The organism is Mucilaginibacter sp. P1_D10 (assembly GCF_056406215.1).
Genome location: NZ_JBFUAP010000014.1, coordinates 11684 through 33146, shown reverse-complemented (window position 1 = coordinate 33146; position 21463 = coordinate 11684). Strand labels below are relative to the sequence as shown.

Below are 21463 nucleotides of genomic sequence, written 5' to 3'. Positions count from 1 at the left end.
CTATTTTCCTTCAACTAAATATTTGTAGCTATATCAGAATATTATCAATAAAAAAGCCCTGTCCGTTTTTGCGGACAGGGCCTCCTGTATGTAGCCGTGGTAGATTATTTTGGTTAGTTTTAAGCTACATGTCTTTGTTGCTTATTATGTAAGCTATAGGTGCCATAGGCAATAGCAACGATGGATAATAGCAGTACCCAATTGTCTAACGGTACGTTGCAGCCATCGTATGGGTCGCAGCCATCGGCCGGTGGATCGCCCTGCGCAAAAGTCATGAACGGCAAACTGGTAAGCAACAGTAGTAATAGTAGTACTTTGTTGAATGCTCGGTATTTGTTTTTGAGTGCCGCCATCTATGTTATTAATTTTTGATGAATTTCCCTTTGCCTAACGACACCCCATTGCTTTTCAAAACCTCTACAATGTAGGCACCGGGTTTAAGGCCGCTTACGTTCTGTGTCCAGTTGCTGGTGTTAGATGCCCTTTGCAGCAATAAATTGCCCGCTGTATCGTAAAGCCTCATTTTATAAGTAGCAGACGATTGATTATCGGGTACGCTTACATTGATCACTTCTGCCGTTGGGTTAGGAAAAACACTGAACAGCCCTTTTATGCCTATCTTATCATAAAACACGGTTACGTTGGCCGAGTAGCTTATCTTGCCGTCGATATCGTTTTCTTTTAACCGGTATATATTATTGCCGGCATTCGGGGCCGGGTCTACAAAGCTGTAGTTGCCGCAGCCATTGCTTTGCCTTTCATAAATCTGCTCAAACTGGCCCGTTTTGCTGTTCTGTTTCTCCAAGATAAAACCTGTGTAATTGCTCTCGTTGTAAGTTTTCCAATCCAGCTTTACGCCACCGGTAACTTTATTGCCCGTAAAGGCAGCCAGCACGAAAGGCACTATAGGCCTTCGCTGTATCGAAAGCTCGAAACGGTTGGCCCCGAAAGTAGTGGTATCGGTTTTAACCAGGTTGAAGGCATAATCGCCATAGCGGCGCATATCCAGCGAATCTTTCTTCAGTTTATCCATCAGGAAGATATTATACAGCGTATCTATATTGCGAATACCTTCTATCTTTATATGATACAAGCCCGTTGCACTGGCGTTTACATTCAGTTTTATGCGGCTGCCGTTATGGTAATCGGGCATCAGATTTACGGCGGTGTTCACGCCATCGGCCGATAGGCTGGCCATGCTGATGATATTGGTAGGCCCGGGGAGGTAAAGCGCGTCGCCGTCCCCGAATTTGGCTTTATAATCCTGCCTGAAATAGATGCCGCAATAATCGTACACCAGGCTGTCTTTTTCCATTTTCATGTACAGGCCGGTTATGGGCTGTGCGCCTTGTTGCACCGGCAGGGCCATTACCCCTTGCGATACACCATTGCCCATTTTACCGTCAACGGTCATGGCATCGGCCCTTGGTGCGCTCATAATTAACGCCGTACCGGTTATTTGTTGGGTGGGTGCTTTCTGTGCCTCGTTAAAAGTTAATGTTCCGGTAGTTACGCCAGTTTTAACGTGTACTATGAAACCCGCCCCGCTTACCGCATAACCCAGCGCCGTTGGCGATGAAGTGCCACCAGCCACATAAGTTACGTAGTTTTGCGATGTGCCGCCGGTTTTTGTGCCCAGCATGTAAATACCATCTATGCTCGCCGTATTATCTGATAAAACTGTTGCCAGGTTTATGGTAGATGCATAGGGGTTACCCATCATATTATAGCCCGGTAAGCTTGATGCCGAGTTGGATAATTTACCAACGCCGCCTGTTGGCGTGTACCAAAGGTTTACCGTAAACGTGCCCTGGTTAAGGTATCCGTTGGCGGTTATGGTGGCATCCACAGGTGGCCCGGCCGTAGGATTGGTACCGCTGGCACTGCCGCTGGTGCGGTTGCTTGGGCCAACAAAATAAAACAAGAAACCGTTGCCTATAGGCACAGAAGTGGTTACCGTTGCATCGGTTGTATGTGTGGTGGTAACGGTTGCCGTGGTACCCACCGTGGTACTGGTGGTGCTGCCGCTGGTGGTAATAGCAGATATACCTACGTGCTTGCCCGATAAGTAAGTAGTGTTACTTGAAGGCAGGCTTTCTTTATACAAATAAAAGGTAGGAGCGTTGCTGCTGCCGCTAAAGCCGCTGCCTGTGCCGCCCGGGCCGCCGGTGAAAGCACCCAGGTAAGCAACATTTAAGTAGGTGTGGTTTTTAACGTAGCTAAGCCCGAAAGTATTGGTAGAGGCTACCGTTGCCGATGTTTGGTTCACCGGCGACGACATTAAACGATACCCCCGGTTTGCTGCCGAAGCCCCGCCGGTTAAAAAACGCTCTGCGTTTACGTAGCCGGTTATTTTGTTGGTAGACGGGCTGGTTATGATATCAACGGCAGCGGTTTGCGTTGCCGAGCTTTTTAAAGTAAGCGTAGCCAGGCTGTTTACGTTTATGGAGCCGGCGGTTAAGGTAATAAGGTTATAAACATCAAGCGGGCCGCCGTTTATATTGAGTGTTGCGCCCGACGTGGTATTATTTATTTTTAGCGTACCTACCGATGAATAGATGGCCGAGGTGCCGGTATAGCTCTGTGCTGCCATAGTACCGTTGAAATTAAGGGTAGATGCATTAAGGCTATTATAGGCTATGGTGCCGTTATTTATGATGTTGCAGCCACAGTTTATGGTTTGCCCGTTCAGGGCGACTGTTACGCCCGAGTTGATGGTTAGCGAATAAAGATTAGAGGCAGCACCCAGGGTAACGCCCGATCCAAGGACGAAACTTTCTTTGCCGTTATTGGTAGGCGATAAAGATACGCCCGCAACGTTTACGGTGTACGTACCTCCCGAATAGGTATAAATTACGCCGCCGGGGATGGTTAATACGTTAGTAGCATCGGTAGTGAAGGAACCGGCAGTTGTAAAAGTGCTTGGGCTGTTTTGGTTGGCGTACTCAAATTTTATCCAATCGTTGCTTTTGGCAATGTTAGATACGCGCGGTTCATCAATTGTGCCGGCAAAGTAATAGGTATTGCCGCCCTCGCCTACGCCTATATAGAGCGGTGTTGTGGAGCTTGGGTTGGTAGTTGTAGCAAGTACTTTATAGGGTTGCCCATCAACGTAATTAAATAAGCTGCTGCCGGTATAAACGCCTTGTACATAGTGCCATGCACCGGCTGCAAAAGTTGGTGCTGCGGGCGTGCTGCCGCGGCTCATAGCCGTTCCAGATTCTACCTCTACAGTATTATCTGTGAAAACTCCTAATTTATAGCCGCCTGAAGTGCCACCGGCCGCGGCCTGGTTGGTCATTATTTTTTGGTCTTTGTTTATAGTTGTTACATACACCCACGCCGAAAGCGTAAACGCGCTGGTAATGGTAACCGCATTAGATGCTATGCGCTTTGTAGAGCCATCGAAAGAATATGCAGTGCCTATTTTGCCGGCAATCAAATCTGCCGATGTCATGCCGGTAGTGGTGCCTGTGTGCCCGCCGGCCGTTCCGTCTGTTACCGAACCGGTGTAGGTTGATTCGTTGAAGTGGAACACGGCTTTGTAATCGCTGGCCCAGGTGTTTTGATAGAAGGTAGTGGTGTGCGTAGCTGCCGTAGAAGTAGCCGAGCCGAAATAGAAATAGAGACCGTTATTGGTTTGGTAGGTTAAGCTGGGTACCTGCACCCAAACCAGCAGCACACCGTTAACCTGATCGTAATTTTCTACCTGGTAATTCAGTTCGGTAGATGAGGTATTGGTGGTGAACGCAAAATCGTAAGCGGGGCCATTAGGGTATTGTACTTTATTGGTACAGCTTGTACTGCTATAAACCAAAGAAGCATCGGATATCCTTACCAGCACCGGGAAACTGGTTTGATTAGAGGTAATGGTGTAAGTGGTAGCCGCCGTTACGGTATTAAGTGTTAAAGGTATGCGGTAAGCATAAGGCGATAGAAACGACGTACGGGTTACGTTTACCGTAAGCGTTTGCGCATCCGTAAGGCCCCCGGCATCTGTTGCCGTTACAATAACCGTATAGGCATTGGTACCGGCGGCCGAGCCTAAAGAAGCATAATTGGGCGCGCTGGTAAAGGTTAACACCCCGCCCGTGGTTATGGTGAACTTTGCCGCATCCGCGCCGGATATACTGTAGGTCCTGGTGTCGCCGGCATCAACATCCGTGGCTACTACCGTAGTTACAGCCGTGGTGTTTTCTGTTACCGAAATAGATGCCGTAGCGGCGCCGCCGTTAGAGGTAATTGTCGGTGCCTCGTTTACGTTGGTAATAGCAATGCTGAACGAGGCGCTGGTAGTTGTGGTGCCGTCTGTGGCTTGTATGGTAACGCTGCGCGATGTTGCCGTTTCATAATCGATCGCCGCATTGTTTACGGTTACCACCCCGGTAGAACTGTTAATGGCGTAAAGCGAACTGGGATTACCACCTGCCGTAAAAGAATAAGTGATCGTAGCAGGCGGGTAAACCTCAAACTCGTAAAGCGAATAACCATACTGCGTGCCGCGGTTTATCCCATGCATCCTTACATACCGCCCAATGGTAGACACTCCCCCGCTGTTTAAATTGGTATAAACGTTATTGAAACTGGTATTGTTGTAAACACTTTTAATGGTGGTATAGGTGATGTTATCGGTAGATACCTGTATCTGGAAATCTTTGCCGAGTGCTACTTCCCAATAAAGATTCACACCGCCTATCGTATAATTTGCGCCAAGATCTATAGTCAGATCCTGCGTATCGTAATACGCGCTGCTCCATCGGTTACCAGTAGTGCTTCCGTCTGTAGTATAGTTGGCGGTGAAAGAGGTAGAGTTTTCTACACTTGTTGCCGTTGCCGTTTTACCCGCTGCCAAATTACTGCCAAGGAAGTTGGAGTAAGCAGTTAACCCCACCGTAGTACCAACGGAGGAGTTCTCCGGCATGGTATTGGTTGCCGAATTGACATCAACCACAGTAGACGACGCTGCGTTTACAACCGCTATACTGACAGAGCTTGTACTGCTACCGGCCGAATTAGTGGCGGTAACCGTATAAGTGGTGGCTGCAAAAGTAGTACCGGCGGTTGGCGTTCCTGCTATTGCACCAGTTGTAGTATTGAAAGTGAGCCCGCCGGGTAAGGGGGTTGATGAAATAGCGTAGGTAAAGGTACCGTTGCTTGTTTGAAATGGGCTTATAGAGGCTGCAGCACCAGCCGTAAGTACTTGCGGGGTTTCATAATAAAATGTAGGTACGGCATTTGTTGTGGCGATATTATCTATCCTGATACCGGTTTGACCCGCGTTGGTACTTGTACCTGTGCCAAACCCGGTAATCTGAATATCGTCCACATCATTGAAGGCGGCGCTAAAGGTAATGGTAGTATAACTCCCGGCTGTGGTAGAAGATGTAGCGGTTTGAGTGCCTTGCACAACACCGTCCTTATAGCCTGTAAAGGTGAAAACTACCCCGGCTGTTGCGTTGTTTATCAAGGTAAACTGCATTGAAACAGCATCGAACTGCCCACCGGGCGTATTCAACAATGCATCATTATCACGGATGGTTGATGATGTAGCGGCGCTCCTGATGCGCACGTCGGTGATGTTTAAGCTGGTTGCTGAGCGGCTAAAGGTTAAATTCTGACCGCCTCCGGAGCCGTTATCTGAAATTTGTAAGCTTGCCGCGGCGGTGCCTCTCATCGCAAACTCAAAACCCTGGCCTGTAGCCTGGCTTGTGGCATCGGAACGGTACGTAGCATAACCTATAGACGCTACAACGGGTAAATTAGTGGTTACCTGGCTCGAAAACGTAACCGTACCTGCTGCCGGGCTTTGCGCAATAGCCCGGCCCCCCGCTAAAAGCAGAAAGGCAAAGGCTAAAACTATACCTGGTAAAAATATCCTCACTAAATATCGTGGTTAATTAAATGTGATAAACATAGCGCAAAAATTTAGGTCAGCTAATTTAATGATATAATTATCAGATACCCTTAAAGTTATCCATCAGTATTTGTGGCCCGTTTTATGATTGTACGTGTTAAAAACGATTATGGTTTCAGGCCTACTAAGGTTTAAGCTAACTATTTTATAAATCTAACTATATTATTTTGTATTTGTCAATATATCAATACATTGTGAATAACAAAGCCCTGTCCGTTTTTTCCGGACAGGGCTTTGTTATTTCATCAGGGGGGAGATTATTCCGGTTGATTTTAAGCAGTAGGTCTTTTTTGCTTATTATGTAAGGTGTATGCGCCATAGGCAATAGCTACTATGGTTAATAACAGCACCCAATTGTCTAATGGTACGTTGCAGCCATCGTATGGGTCGCAGCCATCAGCCGGAGGGTCGCCTTGAGCAAGAGCCATGAAAGGCAAACTGGTAAATAACAGTAATATTAGCAGTATCCTGTTGAAAGCCTGGTGTTTGTTTTTCACAGCTGCCATCTATGTTTATTAGTTTTTGATGAACTTCCCTTTCCCTAACGATACGCCATCGCTCTTCAATACTTCTACGATGTAGGCACCGGTTTTAAGGCTGCCAACGTTCTGTGTCCAATTGCCGGTGTTTGATGACCGCTGCATAATAAGGCTGCCCGATGAATTGTACAAACGGAACCGGTAATTAGCCGAGGCTTGTGTAGCCGGGATGCTCACATTAATTACCTCTACCGTTGGGTTAGGGAACACGCTGAACAAGCCTTTGGCCGCATTCTTATCGTAGAAGATGGTGATAGGCTGCGAATAGCTGATGCGGTTATCGATATCGTTTTGTTTAAGGCGATAGGTGTTGTTGCCCGAGCTTGGCGCGTGGTCTATAAAGCTGTAGCTGGCGCTGCCATCGCTTTGCTTATCATACAGCGGATCGTATTGGTTAGTGGTCGCGTTCAGTTTTTCGAGGGTGAAGCCTGTGTAGTTGCTTTCGTTAACGGTTTTCCAGGTAACGTTCACGCCTTCGGTAAGCTTCGCGCCTGCAAAATCAGTCAGCAGGTACTGGGGCACTGGCTTGCGGCGTATCACCAGCTCGAAACGGTTGGCACCGAAGGTGGTGGTATCGGTAGACACCAGGTTAAACACGTAGGTGCCGTAGCGGCGTATATCCAACGAATCTTTCTTAAAGTGGTCCATCAGGTAAATATCGTACAGGGTATCTATGTTGCGTACACCCTCCAGTTTTAAGTTATAGATGCCGGTGGCATTAGCTGCTACATTTAACTTAACCCGGCTGCCGTTGTGGTAATCGGGTAAAAGGTTAACGGATGTTTTTACCCCGTCGGATGATAAACTCGTCATGCTAACCGGGGCAGTTGGCCCGGCCAGGTAAACGGCATCCCCGCTTTCATATTTGGCCGAGTAGCCATTTTTAAAGTAAATGCCGCAATAATCATAAAGCAGGTTATCCTTTTCCATTTTCATGTAAAACCCGGTTAACGCGTCGCTTGTTGCAGGCGGCTGCGCAGCCATCAGTTTTTTCTGAGATACAGTTAGGGCCCCTGGCATAAGCATACCATCTGCAGTAATTGCCTGGGCATTTGGAGCACTCATGATTAAACTGCTACCGGTTAATTGCGTATTTGACTTTTGCGATTCTTTAAATGTTAAAACCGACGTGGCGCTCTTGGCGGTAACAATAAAGCCGCCGCCACTTACTGCGTAACCTTGTACCATAGGCGACGAATTGCCCGATGCTGTGTAAACAACATAATTTTGATTGCTACCCCCTGTGCGGGAGTTTAATTCATAAATAGCGATTATGCCGGTAGTAGCGTTGTTATTATCGGTAAGCACCGTATTTAAGTCGATAGTGGAGGGGTAAGGGTTGCCTACCATGTTAAACCCGGGTGCTGCTAATGCCGCTGTGTAGGATAATTTGCCGACACCATTTGTCGGCGTGTACCATAAATTTACATTGAATGTACCCTGGTTTATATATCCTGTAGAGGTGGTAGTGGCGTCTGCCGGTGCAATTGCCGATGAACCCGAGGTACGGGAAGCTGGCCCTACAAAATAAAACAGGTAACCGTTACCTACTGGTAGGGATACGGTTGAACCATCAGACAATACCAAAGTGGATGCGTTTACAGTTGATATACCTAAGTGTTTGCCGGATGTAAAGCTTGCATTGCTTGGTGTAACGGTTTCTTTGTAAAGATACAGGGTTGGGCCTGCGCTTGTACCACTAAAACCGCTGCCCGTTCCACCCGTGCCGCCGGTAAATGCACCGTTTTTAAGAAACGACAGGCTGTACGTATTGGTATTTGCAAATGTTGCCGAGGTTTGGTTTACAGGGGATGAGAGCATACGGTAACCACGGTTTGCAGAAACCGACCCGCCCGTGAAAAAACGCTCCACGGCGTAAGTCCCCGTAACCGATGCGGTACTTGGTATATTGGCGATAGTAGCTGAGCCACTTGCATCGGATTTTAAGGTAAACGTGCCCGAGCTGTTGTTGAGTATTGCCCTGCCGGCCAGTGTTAAAGTGGCTGTGGAGGCCATGGAAGATGACCCTGACAAATTTGATACGGTAAGCGTACCTGCACTTGCGCCGCTCGCGTTAAGCGTAAATGTAGCGCCAGAGTTCATGGTAAAGCTGTTGCTAACATTCAAAGTGAATGTACTAAGGTCTAATGTTGGGCTGTTGAGCGCGCCGATAAGGATGTCGCCGATAGTTGTAGTGGCCGATAATACAGGCTGCCTGCCGGATACAGTGTACGCACTGTTGCCGATACGCGCCTTATCATATTGCCCCGGTGCTTCGTTGGCAACACTGCCCGACGCATTGTAAACCCAGTTTTTGTTGGATGACCACCTAAGATCCGGTGAACCCGATATTAGATCTGCGTTGCCCGACCAATCATAATTTTTGCCGAAACTATAGGTATTGCCCGTACAACTGTAGGAGGCAGTATTTACAGCATGGTTGGCAGAATACTGTATAGAACTACTTGCCGAACTCATAGAAAAAGTAGAAGCGATGCTGGAGTTAACAAAAGACGAACTCATGCTTACCACCAGGAAAAAGTATGCGGTTGATGATGAACTTGTACCGGTTAGCGTGTAGCCGTCGGTATTGTTGTTATTGAATTGAAAATTGCCGCCATTATTATTTGCGCTAAAGTTAGAAGTGATATCAACATCATCGGCATCGCCAAAGGTGGTATTGGTAGATTTTATCAGCTTAAAACTGGAAATTTGCCCGTTAGATAACGATCCTGTATTGGATATGGTGATCACTTTAAGAGGCACATCCTCTGTGGTAACAGTTTGGAAACTATAAACAGCCTTGTTAGCATCGCCGGCATATAAAAAGGTATTAGCCAAACCAGCCGTGGTGCAACCAAAGGTTAGCGAAGCCGACGATATAGAATAGTTATCAAAGGTGAATGAGTTTGAAGAGTTTTTGTCGTTACAATGCAATACGGTGTACATATTGCCGCTTATAGGTGCCTCGGTGTTGTTGCCTGTTCCGCGGCTGGTAGTTGCCTCGGAGGTTCCGGCATCAACATACAGTGTCCAAAAACCGTCAGAGGCCCTGCGGGTAACTTTTATAGAGTACGTTGTACTGCTGGATATATTGTAGCTGGCAATGTCTGCCGTTCCGCCACTTTTTCTCACCCTTAAATATAAAGTGTTGTTGCGGTGGGTAAGGTAATAGCCATAACACGAGTTAGGGTTGCTACCGTCGGCGGCTAAAAAGAAATTCCAGCTTTGCTTGCCGTTTTGTGGGTCGTTATTATCCGGAGAAATGCCATCTGCGTTATACAACAGCCGCCATATCCTGTTTACGCTACCAATGTTGCTTGAGTATTGGTTATAAATATAGTTGGGCGAATTATTGGTTGCAGTGGTTATGGACGAGCTGCCCGATAAAGGTGTTATAGCGGGGCTGCTTGCAATGGGGAAGCTTGTGAGGTCCTGTACCCACAAAGGGTTGGTGGTAGTAGTTGGCGTGTTACTTAACGATGTTTCAAAATTATCACTTAATAATATTTGTGCTGTGCACACTTTTGCCGTTCCAATTATTATACAACAGAAAAATAATATTTTTTTCAAAGCTTCGAGAATTAGGTTGGTCTTGATGCAAAATTAGCAAAAATGATTGCAAATCAATACATTAATTGCAACGGAACGCTATGTGAAAGATATTGTACACCATACACCAAAAAGCTTAACCTTAGCGAAAAATATGTCTCATTCGTTATTTGTATTACATTACATTATTGTTTAACGAAAAAAAATATAGTACAAATAACAGTTGCGTTACTTTGAAAAGGAATTTTTTTTTCAGATAAAATTCCTTAAACAAATTTGGAGTGCGTTTTTCCCCGACCGCCGTTATTTTGGGCCGAACATTTATCTGTTTTGGCATTTTTTAATCCGCCGTTAAATGTGCAAACTTGTACATACGACTGCTTATAATTTTATGGGAAAACATTACCCGGTACTACTGCTCAATATTTTACTTTTTTGCTGTATTTCGCCGGCATTTGCGCAAAAGCCGTTGGTTAACGCAGCCAAAAAGCAGGAGCTCGAGCGTATTTCGGTGCAGGCAGGTCAAACCTTTACCGCCGGGCAGCAAAGGGCAGTATCGCTGGCCAAAGGGCGTGGATGGGCCATCCGCAGCCAAACAAAAACAGGCAACCTCAAAACTTTACAAGGCACCAACAGCCTGGGTTTCCCGGTGTTTTTGGTTACGCATAACAATACCATAGCGGCAGCCACTACCGGCACCAATGCCGTACAACCGGGCGGCGCGCTGGGCCTAAACCTATCGGGCAGCAGCACTTTCCTGGCCAACCGGCTGGCCATTTGGGATGGCGGCTCGGTGTACAGTTCTCACGTAGAATTCGCGGGCAAAACCATCGCCTCAAAAGATAATGCCTCTGTGCTTGATCACTCTACCCACGTGGCCGGCACCATGGTGGCCAAAGGTGTTTACGGCCCCGCAAAAGGCATGGCCTTCAACATGGCGGTATTAAACTCCTGGGATTTTGATAACGACGTATCTGAAATGAGCGCCGCCGCCGCAACCGGCCTGCTGCTCTCTAACCACTCTTATGGCGACGTGGCCGGGTGGGAGTACAACAGCGGCGCGGGCCATTGGGAATGGTACGGCCTGCCCGGCGATACCCAGGACTACAACTTCGGCTTTTACGATAGTCGTGTGCAAAGTTGGGACAATATTGCCTATAACGCGCCGTATTATTTAATCGTAGAATCGGCAGGTAACAGCCGCAGCAGCAACGGCCCCGCCGTGGGCGAGGTGTATTACGGCTATGCTACCAAAACCAACCCGGCCATTATCAACAAAGGGGCGAGGCCGCCCGGCATCAGCAGCAACGATGGTTACGATATCATCAGCACCACGGGCAATGCAAAAAATATACTTACCGTAGGCGCGGTAGGCCCTTTGCCGAATGGCCCGCTAAACCGCAGCGATGTGGCCGTCTCATATTTCAGCAGTTGGGGCCCAACTGATGATGGCCGCATAAAACCCGATCTGGTTGCCGATGGCGAAAACGTGCTATCCACGGGCGTAAGCAGCCCAAATTCGTACCTTACGCTATCGGGCACCTCTATGGCTGCGCCCAATGTTACAGGGTCATTACTGCTGCTGCAGGAATATTACGCACAAAAAAATGCGGGGGCGTTCATGCTATCCGCCACGCTGAAGGGCCTGGCCTGTCATACCGCATTCGATGCAGGCAACGTTGGCCCCGATTATGTTTACGGTTGGGGGCTGCTCAATATGCGCACCGCCGCGCAGGCCATTACCAATAACGGCGGCAAAAGCCTCATCAGCGAGAACACCCTGGCGCAGGGGCAAAGCAAAACTTTCCAGGTTACGGCATCGGGCGTAGGCCCGCTGGCGGTATCCATCTGCTGGACCGACCCCGCCGGAACCCCAACCACAGAGGGCGTTATCAACAGCCGGGTACCCAAACTGGTGAACGACCTCGATATCCGCGTAAGCGATGGCACAAGCACCTACAGCCCCTACGTATTAAACCCCGCTAACCCATCGGCCACGGCCACTACGGGCGACAACATCCGCGATAATATAGAGCAGGTGTACATTGCTAACGCTACGCCGGGCAAAACATACACCATCACGGTATCGCATAAGGGTACGCTATCATCGGGCAGCCAGGCGTATTCGCTCATTGCCACAGGTATCGGCGGGGCAGCTTATTGCGCATCGGCACCGCTGTCTACCGCAGGTTCGCGGGTGGATAATTTCACCCTATCCAACGTAAACAATACGCCTGCGGCGGGCTGCACCGGCTATTCAGATTATACCGCCCTCACCCTGCAATTAGAGCAGGCCAAAACCTATCCTTTCAGCATTACATTGGGTACCTGCGGTGGTAATTTCAACAAGGCTGCCAAAATATTTGTAGACTGGAACGGCGACGGCGGCTTCGGGGCCGACGAGCTGGCTGCTACCACCACAGTAGTCAATGGTACAGCTACTTACACCGGTAATATCACGGTGCCGCTGTCGGTTGTTCCCGGTAATTTCGGCCTGTTGCGCGTAGTGCTTACCGAAACTTCGGACACATCAACCATAAGTGCCTGCGGTACTTACGCCAAGGGCGAAACCCAGGATTACCGCGTGCAGTTTGCCAAGCCCGTTGCCGATGCAGGAGTATCGGCCATTGTAAATGCCGAAGACGGCACATCCTGCGCGGTAGCCACAGCCATAACTGTTAGGCTTAAGAATTATGGCAGCGCCAACATCAGCAATGTGCCGGTTACGGTAACGGTTACCTCGCCAAATAGTACCGTGGTAACGTTTAACGAGGTTTATACGGGTACCATCAGTCCGCTTGATGAGGTAGATTACACGCTTTCGGGTAAGTTCAACACCGTGGCGGGTGCAACCTACACCATCGCCGCCGAAACCCACCTCACCGGAGACCCTATTGCCGCCAACAATAAAACCACAGGTACGGTAAGCATAAGCCTGCCCCCGGCTTTGGGTACGCTAAGCGCCTACCTGTGCAACAACAATAATACCTACCTGCTCAACGGTACCGGCGATGGGCAACTGCTTTGGTATAAATCGCCCACGGATGCCTTGCCGATAGCTTTCGGGCCAATCGCTTCTACCACTGTTACGCCAACCAACAACACTTTTTACGCCGGGCTGAATGATTTTAGCGGCAACATTGGCCCCGCCACTAAAAGCGCATTCACCGGCGGAGGGTACAACCAGTTTGGCCCATCGGTAGTGGTGTACACCAATGTGCCGGTGGTGCTTGAAACCGCGCGGATGTATTTCGGCAACCCCGGCAAGCTAACCTTTACGGTAACCAATGCCAACGGCGAAACGGTATCTACCACAACCATCAACGCTGCCGCCACACGCACCCCCCCCGGCGCCAACGCCCAAACCGATGACCCTGCCGACCAGGGCACGCTTGTGAACCTTAACCTAACCCTGCCCACAGCGGGCACGTATGCTATTACCCCAACGTATGATACCTCGGTAACGGTGTTTCGCAATAACGGCGGCGTTACGGGCTATCCTTTCAAAATAGGCAACATCTTTAGCATTATGGGCAATACGGCGGTATCGCCCACCAACGCCAACGATACTACTTACTACAAAGCTTTCTATTACTATTTTTATGATCTGCATGTGAAAAGCATGGGCTGCCCATCTGCCGCCCGGCTGCCTGCTACGCTAAACAAGCCGGTAATTACCCGGGCAGCTGATACACTGGTTTCCAACTTTGCCGAAGGTAACCAGTGGTTTCTGAACGGAGTGGCCATTGCCGGTGCAACGGGTGCTACCTACGCGCCCATACAAAGCGGCAAGTACACCACCGAAGTGGCATTGAGTACCGGCTGCGTAAGCCGGTCAGATGAGTTTGCTTTTGCGCTGGTAGCCAAGTACCCGGATACCAGCACCGATATCGGCCTCACCCTGTTCCCCGTGCCAGCGGTTGATAACCTTAATGTTGTATTTGTGGCAAAGGCTGCGGGTACTGCAAAAATAGAACTGGTAAACACGGCGGGGCAGATAGTGTACAGACAAGAGCAAACTGTCGCCGCGGGCAATTTCAGCATGGCGGTGAACACCAGCAACCAGATGCCGGGCACTTATATTTTGCGTGTAATACTTGGGCAAAAAACTTACGCCAAAAAAATAATCATCGTGAAGTAAAAACGACCCTTTTTTTTGCTATTGTAGCAAATTCACGGAAATTTTAGGAGGTAAAAAAGCACAAAAACGGCTGAAAAACCAGGGGTTCTTCAGCCGTTTTTGCATCCCGAAAAAAGCGGTGATGGACTATCCGATTAAAAAGTGTACTTGATACCCAACCCCGGCGCCAGGTCGAAAAAAGGCCCGGTAGCCAGTTCAACACGCGGGTTAAGATCAAGGCTTACAGCGATGGGGGCATCGGCAATTTTGTACTCCAGCCCCAGCACACCATCGGCACCAAGCAAAATATGGTTACCGGTGTAGTACTTGTCGTCGCCGCCGAAGGTTTTGTACCTGCCCGCGCCAACCGAACCCAGGTGCGCACCAACGCCATAGTAGAACTTCAAGCCTGCGGTGTTAAAGGCCGGCTGATGCAGCTCGTAAAGCCCTGTAAGCACGGCCCCGTGCGAGCGGATACCCAGTATGCCTTCCAGCGCGGTGCGGTCGTCCATAAAGTATTTTACAGAGAAACCGTTCTCGTATCCGCCGAATTTCACGCCGACGGCAGTCTTGTAATCCTGGGCCTGCGAGCGGTTAGCGGCCAGCAAAAAAGTGCATAATATTAATGCGATAAAGGAGATTTTTTTCATGGTAGTGATTTTGGTATAAACGGTAAAAATGCCGTTTTATGCTTATCAGGCCAAAAAAGAAGGCATTTTATAGGGGATGTTGCTGGTTTTCAACAGGAAAATTACAACTGCACAAGCCGTATTTTTATGCCGAAATACACTAAATTGGCCAAATTATTTTTCTATAACGATGATGACCCCCAAACTCCGCATACCTCACAAATTGATTTCGGCCATGCTTTTTTTATGCCTTACGGCAGGCTGCGTAAAAGGGCAACTAGGGCAAAATGTAAGCGGCCAATACCGCAATGGTATGGTTGTTTGTGCCTATCCCGATGCTGCTCAGGCGGGGCTGGATATACTCAAAAAAGGCGGTAACGCGGTGGATGCTGCGGTTGCCGTGCAATTTGCCCTGGCGGTAACGCACCCGCAGGCAGGCAATATCGGCGGCGGCGGCTTTATGGTGTACCGCTCCGCATCGGGCAAAACAAATACGCTCGATTTTAGGGAAAAAGCTCCCGCACAGGCCAGTACCAATATGTACCTGGATAGTGCAGGCAACGTTATACCCAACATGAGCCTATACACCCATTTTGCATCGGGCGTGCCCGGGTCTGTAGATGGCATGGTAGCCGCGCATAAAAAATATGGCAAACTAAAATGGGCCGATCTGGTGCAACCAGCTATAAACATGGCGCTAAACGGCTTTAAAATGACCGCCCGCATGGCCAACAATATCAACAGCGCGAAGGCAAAGTTTGCTGCACTGAACCCCGGTAAAAAATACCTGATAAAGGATGGCGACTGGAAGGAAGGCGATATATTGGTGCAGGAGGACCTGGGGCACACTCTGGAACTGATACGCGATAAAGGCCGCGACGGTTTCTATACCGGCAAAACCGCTGATTTAATTGTTGCCGAAATGAAATCGGGCAAAGGCATCATGACACTGACCGACTTACAGAACTACCACTCGGTATGGCGTACGCCCATCATCGGCAATTACAAGGGCTATAAAATAATTACCATGCCGCCACCAAGCAGTGGGGGCATCGTGTTGATGCAGTTGTTGAAAATAGCCGAACGCTACCCCCTTAAAAGGTGGGGCTTCAATAAAGATTCTACCGTACAAGTGATAGTTGAGGCAGAACGCCGGGCATATGCCGACCGCTCTAAATACCTGGGCGACCCCGATTTTTACAAAGTACCCAAAGATAGTCTGCTGGATACTCAATATCTGATCAAACGCATGGCAAACTTTAACTGGGACGCAGCAACGCCAAGCGCCAGCATACAGCCCGGCATGTTCATAGGCTACGAAAGCGACCAAACCACCCACTATTCCATCGTTGATAAAGAGGGCAACGCGGTGGCTATTACCACCACCCTCAATGATACTTTCGGCTCGCACGTATTTGTAGGCGGTGCAGGCTTTCTGCTTAATAACGAGATGGATGACTTCAGCTCGAAACCCGGCGTGCCCAATATGTATGGCCTGCTGGGCGGTAAAGCTAACAGCATACAACCCAATAAAAGGATGCTATCGGCCATGACGCCTACCATCATCGAGAAAAATGGCGACCTGTTTATGGTAGTGGGCACGCCCGGCGGTTCTACCATTATCACCTCGGTTTTCCAGACGATATTGAACGTGATAGAATTCGATAAAAGCATGCAGGGAGCGGTATCAGCCAAACGTTTTCATCATCAATGGATGCCGGATGAAGTTGGTGCCGAGCCGGATGCCCTCGATAGTATAACCGTGGACAAGCTTACAAAAAAAGGCTATAAGTTTACCAAACGCGGCTCTATTGGCCGGGTGGACGGTATCCTGAAAACCAAATGGGGCTACTACGAAGGCGGTGCCGATCCAAGGGGAGATGATACCAAATTGGGGTGGTAGGAGGCGGTTCATGGCGGATGGTTCATAGTTCATAGCAGATAATCATAGCTGATGGTTCATGGCCGAAGTTTCGTTATACTGGATGAGCCTACGAACCGTTATCTATAGGTGTTTAACCGGGCTACTACGGGCCATGAACCGGCAGCTACTATGAACTATCATCTATGAACCATGAACTAAATACATTATGTTTGTTGCCTTATGCGAAGCAGTGTAAAACACCAGGAAACGATTGATTACTTTTTGAAGATAGTTTGGCAAACCGTTGCCAACCGTTACAACCAGATAGTTACGGAATTTGGTATTACGCAATCTATAGGTTACCTGCTCATCAATATAGATGAGGAGGGGACTACCGTATCGCAGGCAGCGGCATTGCTGGGGCTTAAATCTACCAGCCTTTCGCGCATGCTGAACCAATTGGAGGAGACGGGACTGATCTACCGCCAATCTAACAAAGGGGATAAACGCTCGGTAAAAATATTCCTGACCGACCTTGGCAAAGAAAAACGCAAAATGGCCAAGGATGTGGTAAAGCAGTTCAATAATTACCTCAATAGCCACATAAGTGAGGCTGATAAGCTGTATTTAACCGAAATACTGAAAAAGATAAATCAGCTTACCATCAATTACAAACCCCAATAACCGGCTTATTTGCGCTGCCAAGTGTTAAAAAGTGTTAAGCTGCCGTTTTTGCCATTTAAAACAATAAATTTGCAGATTATTAGAGGTATGAACAGGTTACTGCTTATCATATTATTGCTTGCTGCGGGCTTATCGTCATGCAAAAAGGGGTATGACGTGGTTGCGGAGGTAAGGGCGCAAGGGGTTGTGGATGAGAAAATAATCACCGACTATATTGATGCTAACGGCTTAACAACGGCAGCTAAGCGTATTGATACCACCGGTGTTTTTTATATCGTTATTGCACCTGGCGAGGGGAACGATTTGTTTACCAACTCTACCCGCGTAACGGTTGATTTTACCGGTAGGATATTGACCAGTGGGAAGGAATTTGCCAAGAGTAACGGTTTTCACCCAAGTTTTGCGCTGGGAGAAGTGATAAGAGGATGGCAGTTGGGCATACCGCAAATTAAGAAAGGCGGCACCGTACGATTATTGATACCCTCGCGTTATGCATACGGGCCGTACGACCAGACCGATTTGGGATTGCCCAAAAATTCGGTGCTGGACTTTGATATAAAACTTTTAGATGTAACGAACTAATTTTAGATGAAACAAAAGATCTTTACTTTTTTACTGATTGCCGTGGCCGGCTTAACCGCTTGCCGTAAAGACGGCGTTGACCCCACCATCCAGGAATTCGACGAACAGCAGATACAGAATTATATAAGCACTAACGGCCTTACCGGCTTTAGTCGCGACACCACCGGCGGCGATACTACCGGCATGTATTATAAAATCATCAACCCCGGCACAGGTGCTAAACTGGAGTGGTCTGACAGGGTTTCGCTGGTGTTCACCGTAAAAAGCTACGATGGCAAATACACTTCGGCAGATACCATCACCAACCATTTTGATGATTATCTGGGCCATTTGCAGCAGGATGGCTTGCCTAAGGGTCTACAGACAGCCATACACAACGTGTTGAAATACAAAGGAGCCAGCATGCGTTTGCAGATACCGTCTCGCCTGGCTTATGGCAAAACCGGGTACGGCTCTGGTAGCGTTACCAACGTAAACAGCCGTATAGCGGGTAACCAATGCCTCGACTATTATGTGCATGTAATTGATGATCAGGCAGCGTATGATGATCTGGTTATCAGGAATTACCTCACCACTAATAGCTTAAGCGGATACACCAAAACCGCGTCGGGCCTGTACTATAAGTTGATAACGGCCAAAGCAGATACGGCAAAGAGTATAAACGACTTATCGATTGTTACCACTACCTATACGGGAGCTATATTAAACGGAACATCGTTTGACGAAGCGTCAAAAACCACGGCTTACGTGTTTAGTCCGGCTATCAGCGATGGTATATCGGGTCTTGTTCCGGGCGTTTACGAAGGGCTAAAGGACCATGGGGCCTCGGGTGTATCTATCTCATTGATTATGCCATCGAGGCTTGGTTATGGCATATCGCCGCCAACGTCATCGGGCATACCTACGCATGCACCGCTCCGTTTCGAATTCCAGATAACTACGGTAACTCAGTTGGAATAAATATAATATTAGCTTAAGGCTGCTTTGAAAGCCTTAAGGCAACGTTCGCGCGCAAAAGCGTGATCTACGATGGGTTTTGGATAGGTGCTGAAGTCGGCATACTCCGGAACCCATTTTTTTATGTATTCCATCTTCGGGTCGAATTTTTTCATCTGCGCTTCGGGATTGAATATGCGGAAGTATGGTGCTGCATCGGTGCCGCAACCGGCTGCCCATTGCCAGCCGCCTATGTTGCTGGCCATTTCATAATCCAGCAGTTTTTGGGCGAAGTAGGCTTCGCCCCAACGCCAGTCTATAAGCAGGTGTTTGGTTAAAAAGCTGGCCGTTACCATCCTCGAGCGGTTATGCATAAAGCCGGTAGCGTTGAGCTCGCGCATGCCGGCATCAACCATGGGGTAGCCGGTTTGGCCATTGCACCAGGCTTTAAACTGCTCTTCGTTGTTTATCCATTTAATGTTGTCGTAATCGGGCTTAAAGGCATGCGTTGCCGTTTGCGGGAAGTGGTGCAGCACCATCATGTGAAACTCGCGCCATATCAACTCGTTAAGCCAGGTTTTTTCGGTGGCGTGGAATGCTTTGCTGGCCAGTTGCCTGATGCTCACCGTACCGAAACGCAGATGAAGCCCGATATGCGAGGTGCCTTTAACAGCCGGGAAATCGCGTTTTTCGGCATAATCGGCAATAAACTTTTCATAGCCTGTGCCGGGGAATTCAGCATCGCTTTTGGTGAAGCCCATCTCTTTTAAAGAGGGCATGGGCGATGCTTTAAATTGATAAAGGTTGGCTAAATATTTTTCGGTAGGGTAGGCCTTAAGGTAAAAGGGCTTAAGCTTTTGGTGCCATTTGTTTTTGTAGGGTGTGAAAACCGTATAAGGCTTGCCATCGTCTTTGACCACTTCGTCGCGTTCGAATATTACCTGGTCCTTAAAGGTTTTCAGATCGATGTCGTGCTCCGCCAAGAGCTTTGCTATGGCCTCGTCGCGCTTGTTGGCGGAGGGTTCATAATCGTGATTGGTGTAAACGGCTGTAACCTTGTGCTGTTTTATCAGTTGGGCAATAACGTGTTCGGGTTTATCATAAAACACCTGCAGATTGCTCCCATGCTGTTGGTATTCGGCTTTCAAGCAGGCAACGGTTTCGTAAATGAAGGTTACCCTGGCATCGTCTTCTGCATCCAACGCATCCAATATCTCCTTATCGAATATAAAGATGGGCAGCACAGGGTTACCGCTTTTTAGGGCGCGATACAGGCTGGCATTATCATCCAGCCGCAAATCCCGTCGGTGCCAAAAAATCGCTACAGCGGTGCTATCCATAAATCTCTTGCAGGGCCGCAGCTATATCGGGATAGGTGAATTTAAAACCAGCTTCCATTATTTTTTGTGCCGATGTTTTGGTACTGCCCAGAGCCAGCAAAGCCATCTCGCCCATTAGCAATTTCAATATAAAAGCCGGCACTTTTGGTGCCCACAATGGGCGGTGTAATTGTTTGGCTACAGCTTGCGTGAGCTGCTCGTTGGTTACGGGATAGGGGGCGGCCATGTTGAATACGCCCGTTAGGTTCTCATTATTCACGCCAAGCAGGTACATATCCATTACATCGCGCGGGTGTATCCAGGGTATCCATTGCTTGCCGTTACCTAAGGGCGAGCCTATGCCGAGTTTAACCGGGAGCGCTAATTGAGGCAAGGCGCCGCCATCTTTGCTCAACACCACCCCGGTGCGGAACTTGAGTATGCGAATGCCAAGCTCCTTGCCTTCATCAACCGCGTTTTCCCAATCGATGCAGCAGGTACCGATAAAATCATGCGCGGGCGGGCTTTCCTCTGTCAGCAGTTCCTCGCCGCGATTACTATAATACCCTATGCCCGATGCAGAGATAACCGAACGCACCCGGTTGGCCCTGTTGCGCATCAGCCCGTAAATAAGGCCGATGGATTTGGTACGGGTTTCTACAATCTCGCGTTTGCGCTGGTCGGTCCACCGTTTATCGGCAATGCCGGTACCCGCCAGGTGTATAATGGTGTCTACGCCATCTAGGCAGTGCTCATCTATCTGTTCTTTATCCACATCCCAAATGAAGGTATGTATCTTTGGGTTTTTGCCTTTGCTGCGGCTAAGGTGGCTTACGGTATGGCCCTGGGCCAGCAGCTCCTGTGTAAGCTGGGTACCCAATAAGCCGGTGCCGCCGGTAATTAATATGTTTTTGCTCATAAATTATAGTAGTTTATAGTCGTTAACACAGATAGCTGGCAACCGGATCAATCTGCATTCGGCGTGCCATCGTTTATCAACTTCAAATTCCACAAACTGTTTCCGGGTGTTGATGCCGAATGGTTACCGGAAAGGTACGAATCCCCGGCAACGATTGATGGCTTGTGCCAAAAAGATGCAAAAAGCCTTGCTTCGCAAAAAATACCCCAACCTGTCGCTTAATTCCCCATAGATACGTAACTCAGGGATAAAGAATTTCGTAATAGTAACTTTTTAAGTAAAAAAGGCCGCCCATTAAGCTTCAACCGGGTTTGGAAAGCTTTTTGCTTTAAGCGTGAAGCTATCGAATGTTAAGATGTTTACAAAATGGATACATCTATTTTTGATTATGCCACGTATATACAC

12 protein-coding genes are annotated in these 21463 nt (G+C 48.5%); 5 read left to right on the top strand and 7 right to left on the bottom strand.

Going from position 1 to position 21463, the window contains the following annotated elements; all coding sequences use genetic code 11:
• Positions 1–119: 119 nt before the first annotated feature.
• The 4 genes from AC1DYT_RS20605 to AC1DYT_RS20590 all read right to left on the bottom strand — a co-directional run bounded on the left by AC1DYT_RS20605 (position 120) and on the right by AC1DYT_RS20590 (position 9978).
• Positions 120–353, bottom strand: coding sequence for a hypothetical protein (locus AC1DYT_RS20605; protein ID WP_477471402.1), 234 nt, complete (start codon positions 351–353; stop codon positions 120–122).
• Between the two features lie 8 nt (positions 354–361).
• Complete coding sequence (locus AC1DYT_RS20600; RefSeq protein WP_477471401.1) at positions 362–5881, bottom strand: DUF2341 domain-containing protein; 5520 nt, start codon at positions 5879–5881, stop codon at positions 362–364.
• Positions 5882–6186: 305 nt separating this feature from the next.
• Positions 6187–6420, bottom strand: coding sequence for a hypothetical protein (locus AC1DYT_RS20595; protein ID WP_477471400.1), 234 nt, complete (start codon positions 6418–6420; stop codon positions 6187–6189).
• 9 nt (positions 6421–6429) lie between these two features.
• Positions 6430–9978, bottom strand: coding sequence for a T9SS type A sorting domain-containing protein (locus AC1DYT_RS20590; RefSeq protein ID WP_477471399.1), 3549 nt, complete (start codon positions 9976–9978; stop codon positions 6430–6432).
• 418 nt (positions 9979–10396) lie between these two features.
• On the opposite strand from AC1DYT_RS20590, the gene AC1DYT_RS20585 reads away from it, so the two are divergent.
• Positions 10397–14146 (top strand): S8 family serine peptidase, encoded by a 3750-nt coding sequence (locus AC1DYT_RS20585; RefSeq protein ID WP_477471398.1) that lies wholly within the window; start codon positions 10397–10399, stop codon positions 14144–14146.
• Positions 14147–14280: 134 nt separating this feature from the next.
• Here AC1DYT_RS20585 and AC1DYT_RS20580 read toward each other — a convergent pair whose 3' ends face one another.
• Entirely contained in the window at positions 14281–14775 is a 495-nt protein-coding gene (locus AC1DYT_RS20580; RefSeq protein ID WP_477471397.1) for a hypothetical protein, read from the bottom strand.
• A 172-nt stretch (positions 14776–14947) separates the two neighbouring features.
• Between AC1DYT_RS20580 and ggt the strand changes: the two genes are divergently transcribed.
• The 4 genes from ggt (at position 14948) to AC1DYT_RS20560 (ending at position 18844) form a co-directional block, all read left to right on the top strand.
• Positions 14948–16657 carry a gamma-glutamyltransferase gene (gene ggt / locus AC1DYT_RS20575; RefSeq protein ID WP_477471470.1) on the top strand — a complete coding sequence of 570 codons (1710 nt, stop codon included), beginning with the start codon at positions 14948–14950 and terminating at the stop codon, positions 16655–16657.
• 201 nt (positions 16658–16858) lie between these two features.
• Entirely contained in the window at positions 16859–17302 is a 444-nt protein-coding gene (locus tag AC1DYT_RS20570) for a MarR family winged helix-turn-helix transcriptional regulator (protein ID WP_477460189.1), read from the top strand.
• Positions 17303–17389: 87 nt separating this feature from the next.
• Positions 17390–17884, top strand: a complete 495-nt coding sequence (locus AC1DYT_RS20565) for an FKBP-type peptidyl-prolyl cis-trans isomerase (protein ID WP_477471396.1) — start codon at positions 17390–17392, stop codon at positions 17882–17884.
• 6 nt (positions 17885–17890) lie between these two features.
• A complete protein-coding gene (locus AC1DYT_RS20560) occupies positions 17891–18844 on the top strand; it encodes an FKBP-type peptidyl-prolyl cis-trans isomerase (protein WP_477471395.1) in 954 nt (317 codons plus the stop codon).
• A gap of 8 nt (positions 18845–18852) precedes the next feature.
• On the opposite strand, the gene AC1DYT_RS20555 is transcribed toward AC1DYT_RS20560, so the two are convergent.
• Positions 18853–20160, bottom strand: coding sequence for a cryptochrome/photolyase family protein (locus tag AC1DYT_RS20555; RefSeq protein WP_477471394.1), 1308 nt, complete (start codon positions 20158–20160; stop codon positions 18853–18855).
• A complete protein-coding gene (locus AC1DYT_RS20550) occupies positions 20153–21058 on the bottom strand; it encodes a TIGR01777 family oxidoreductase (protein WP_477471393.1) in 906 nt (301 codons plus the stop codon). The genes AC1DYT_RS20555 and AC1DYT_RS20550 overlap by 8 nt, the downstream gene beginning before the upstream one ends.
• Positions 21059–21463 lie beyond the last annotated feature (405 nt).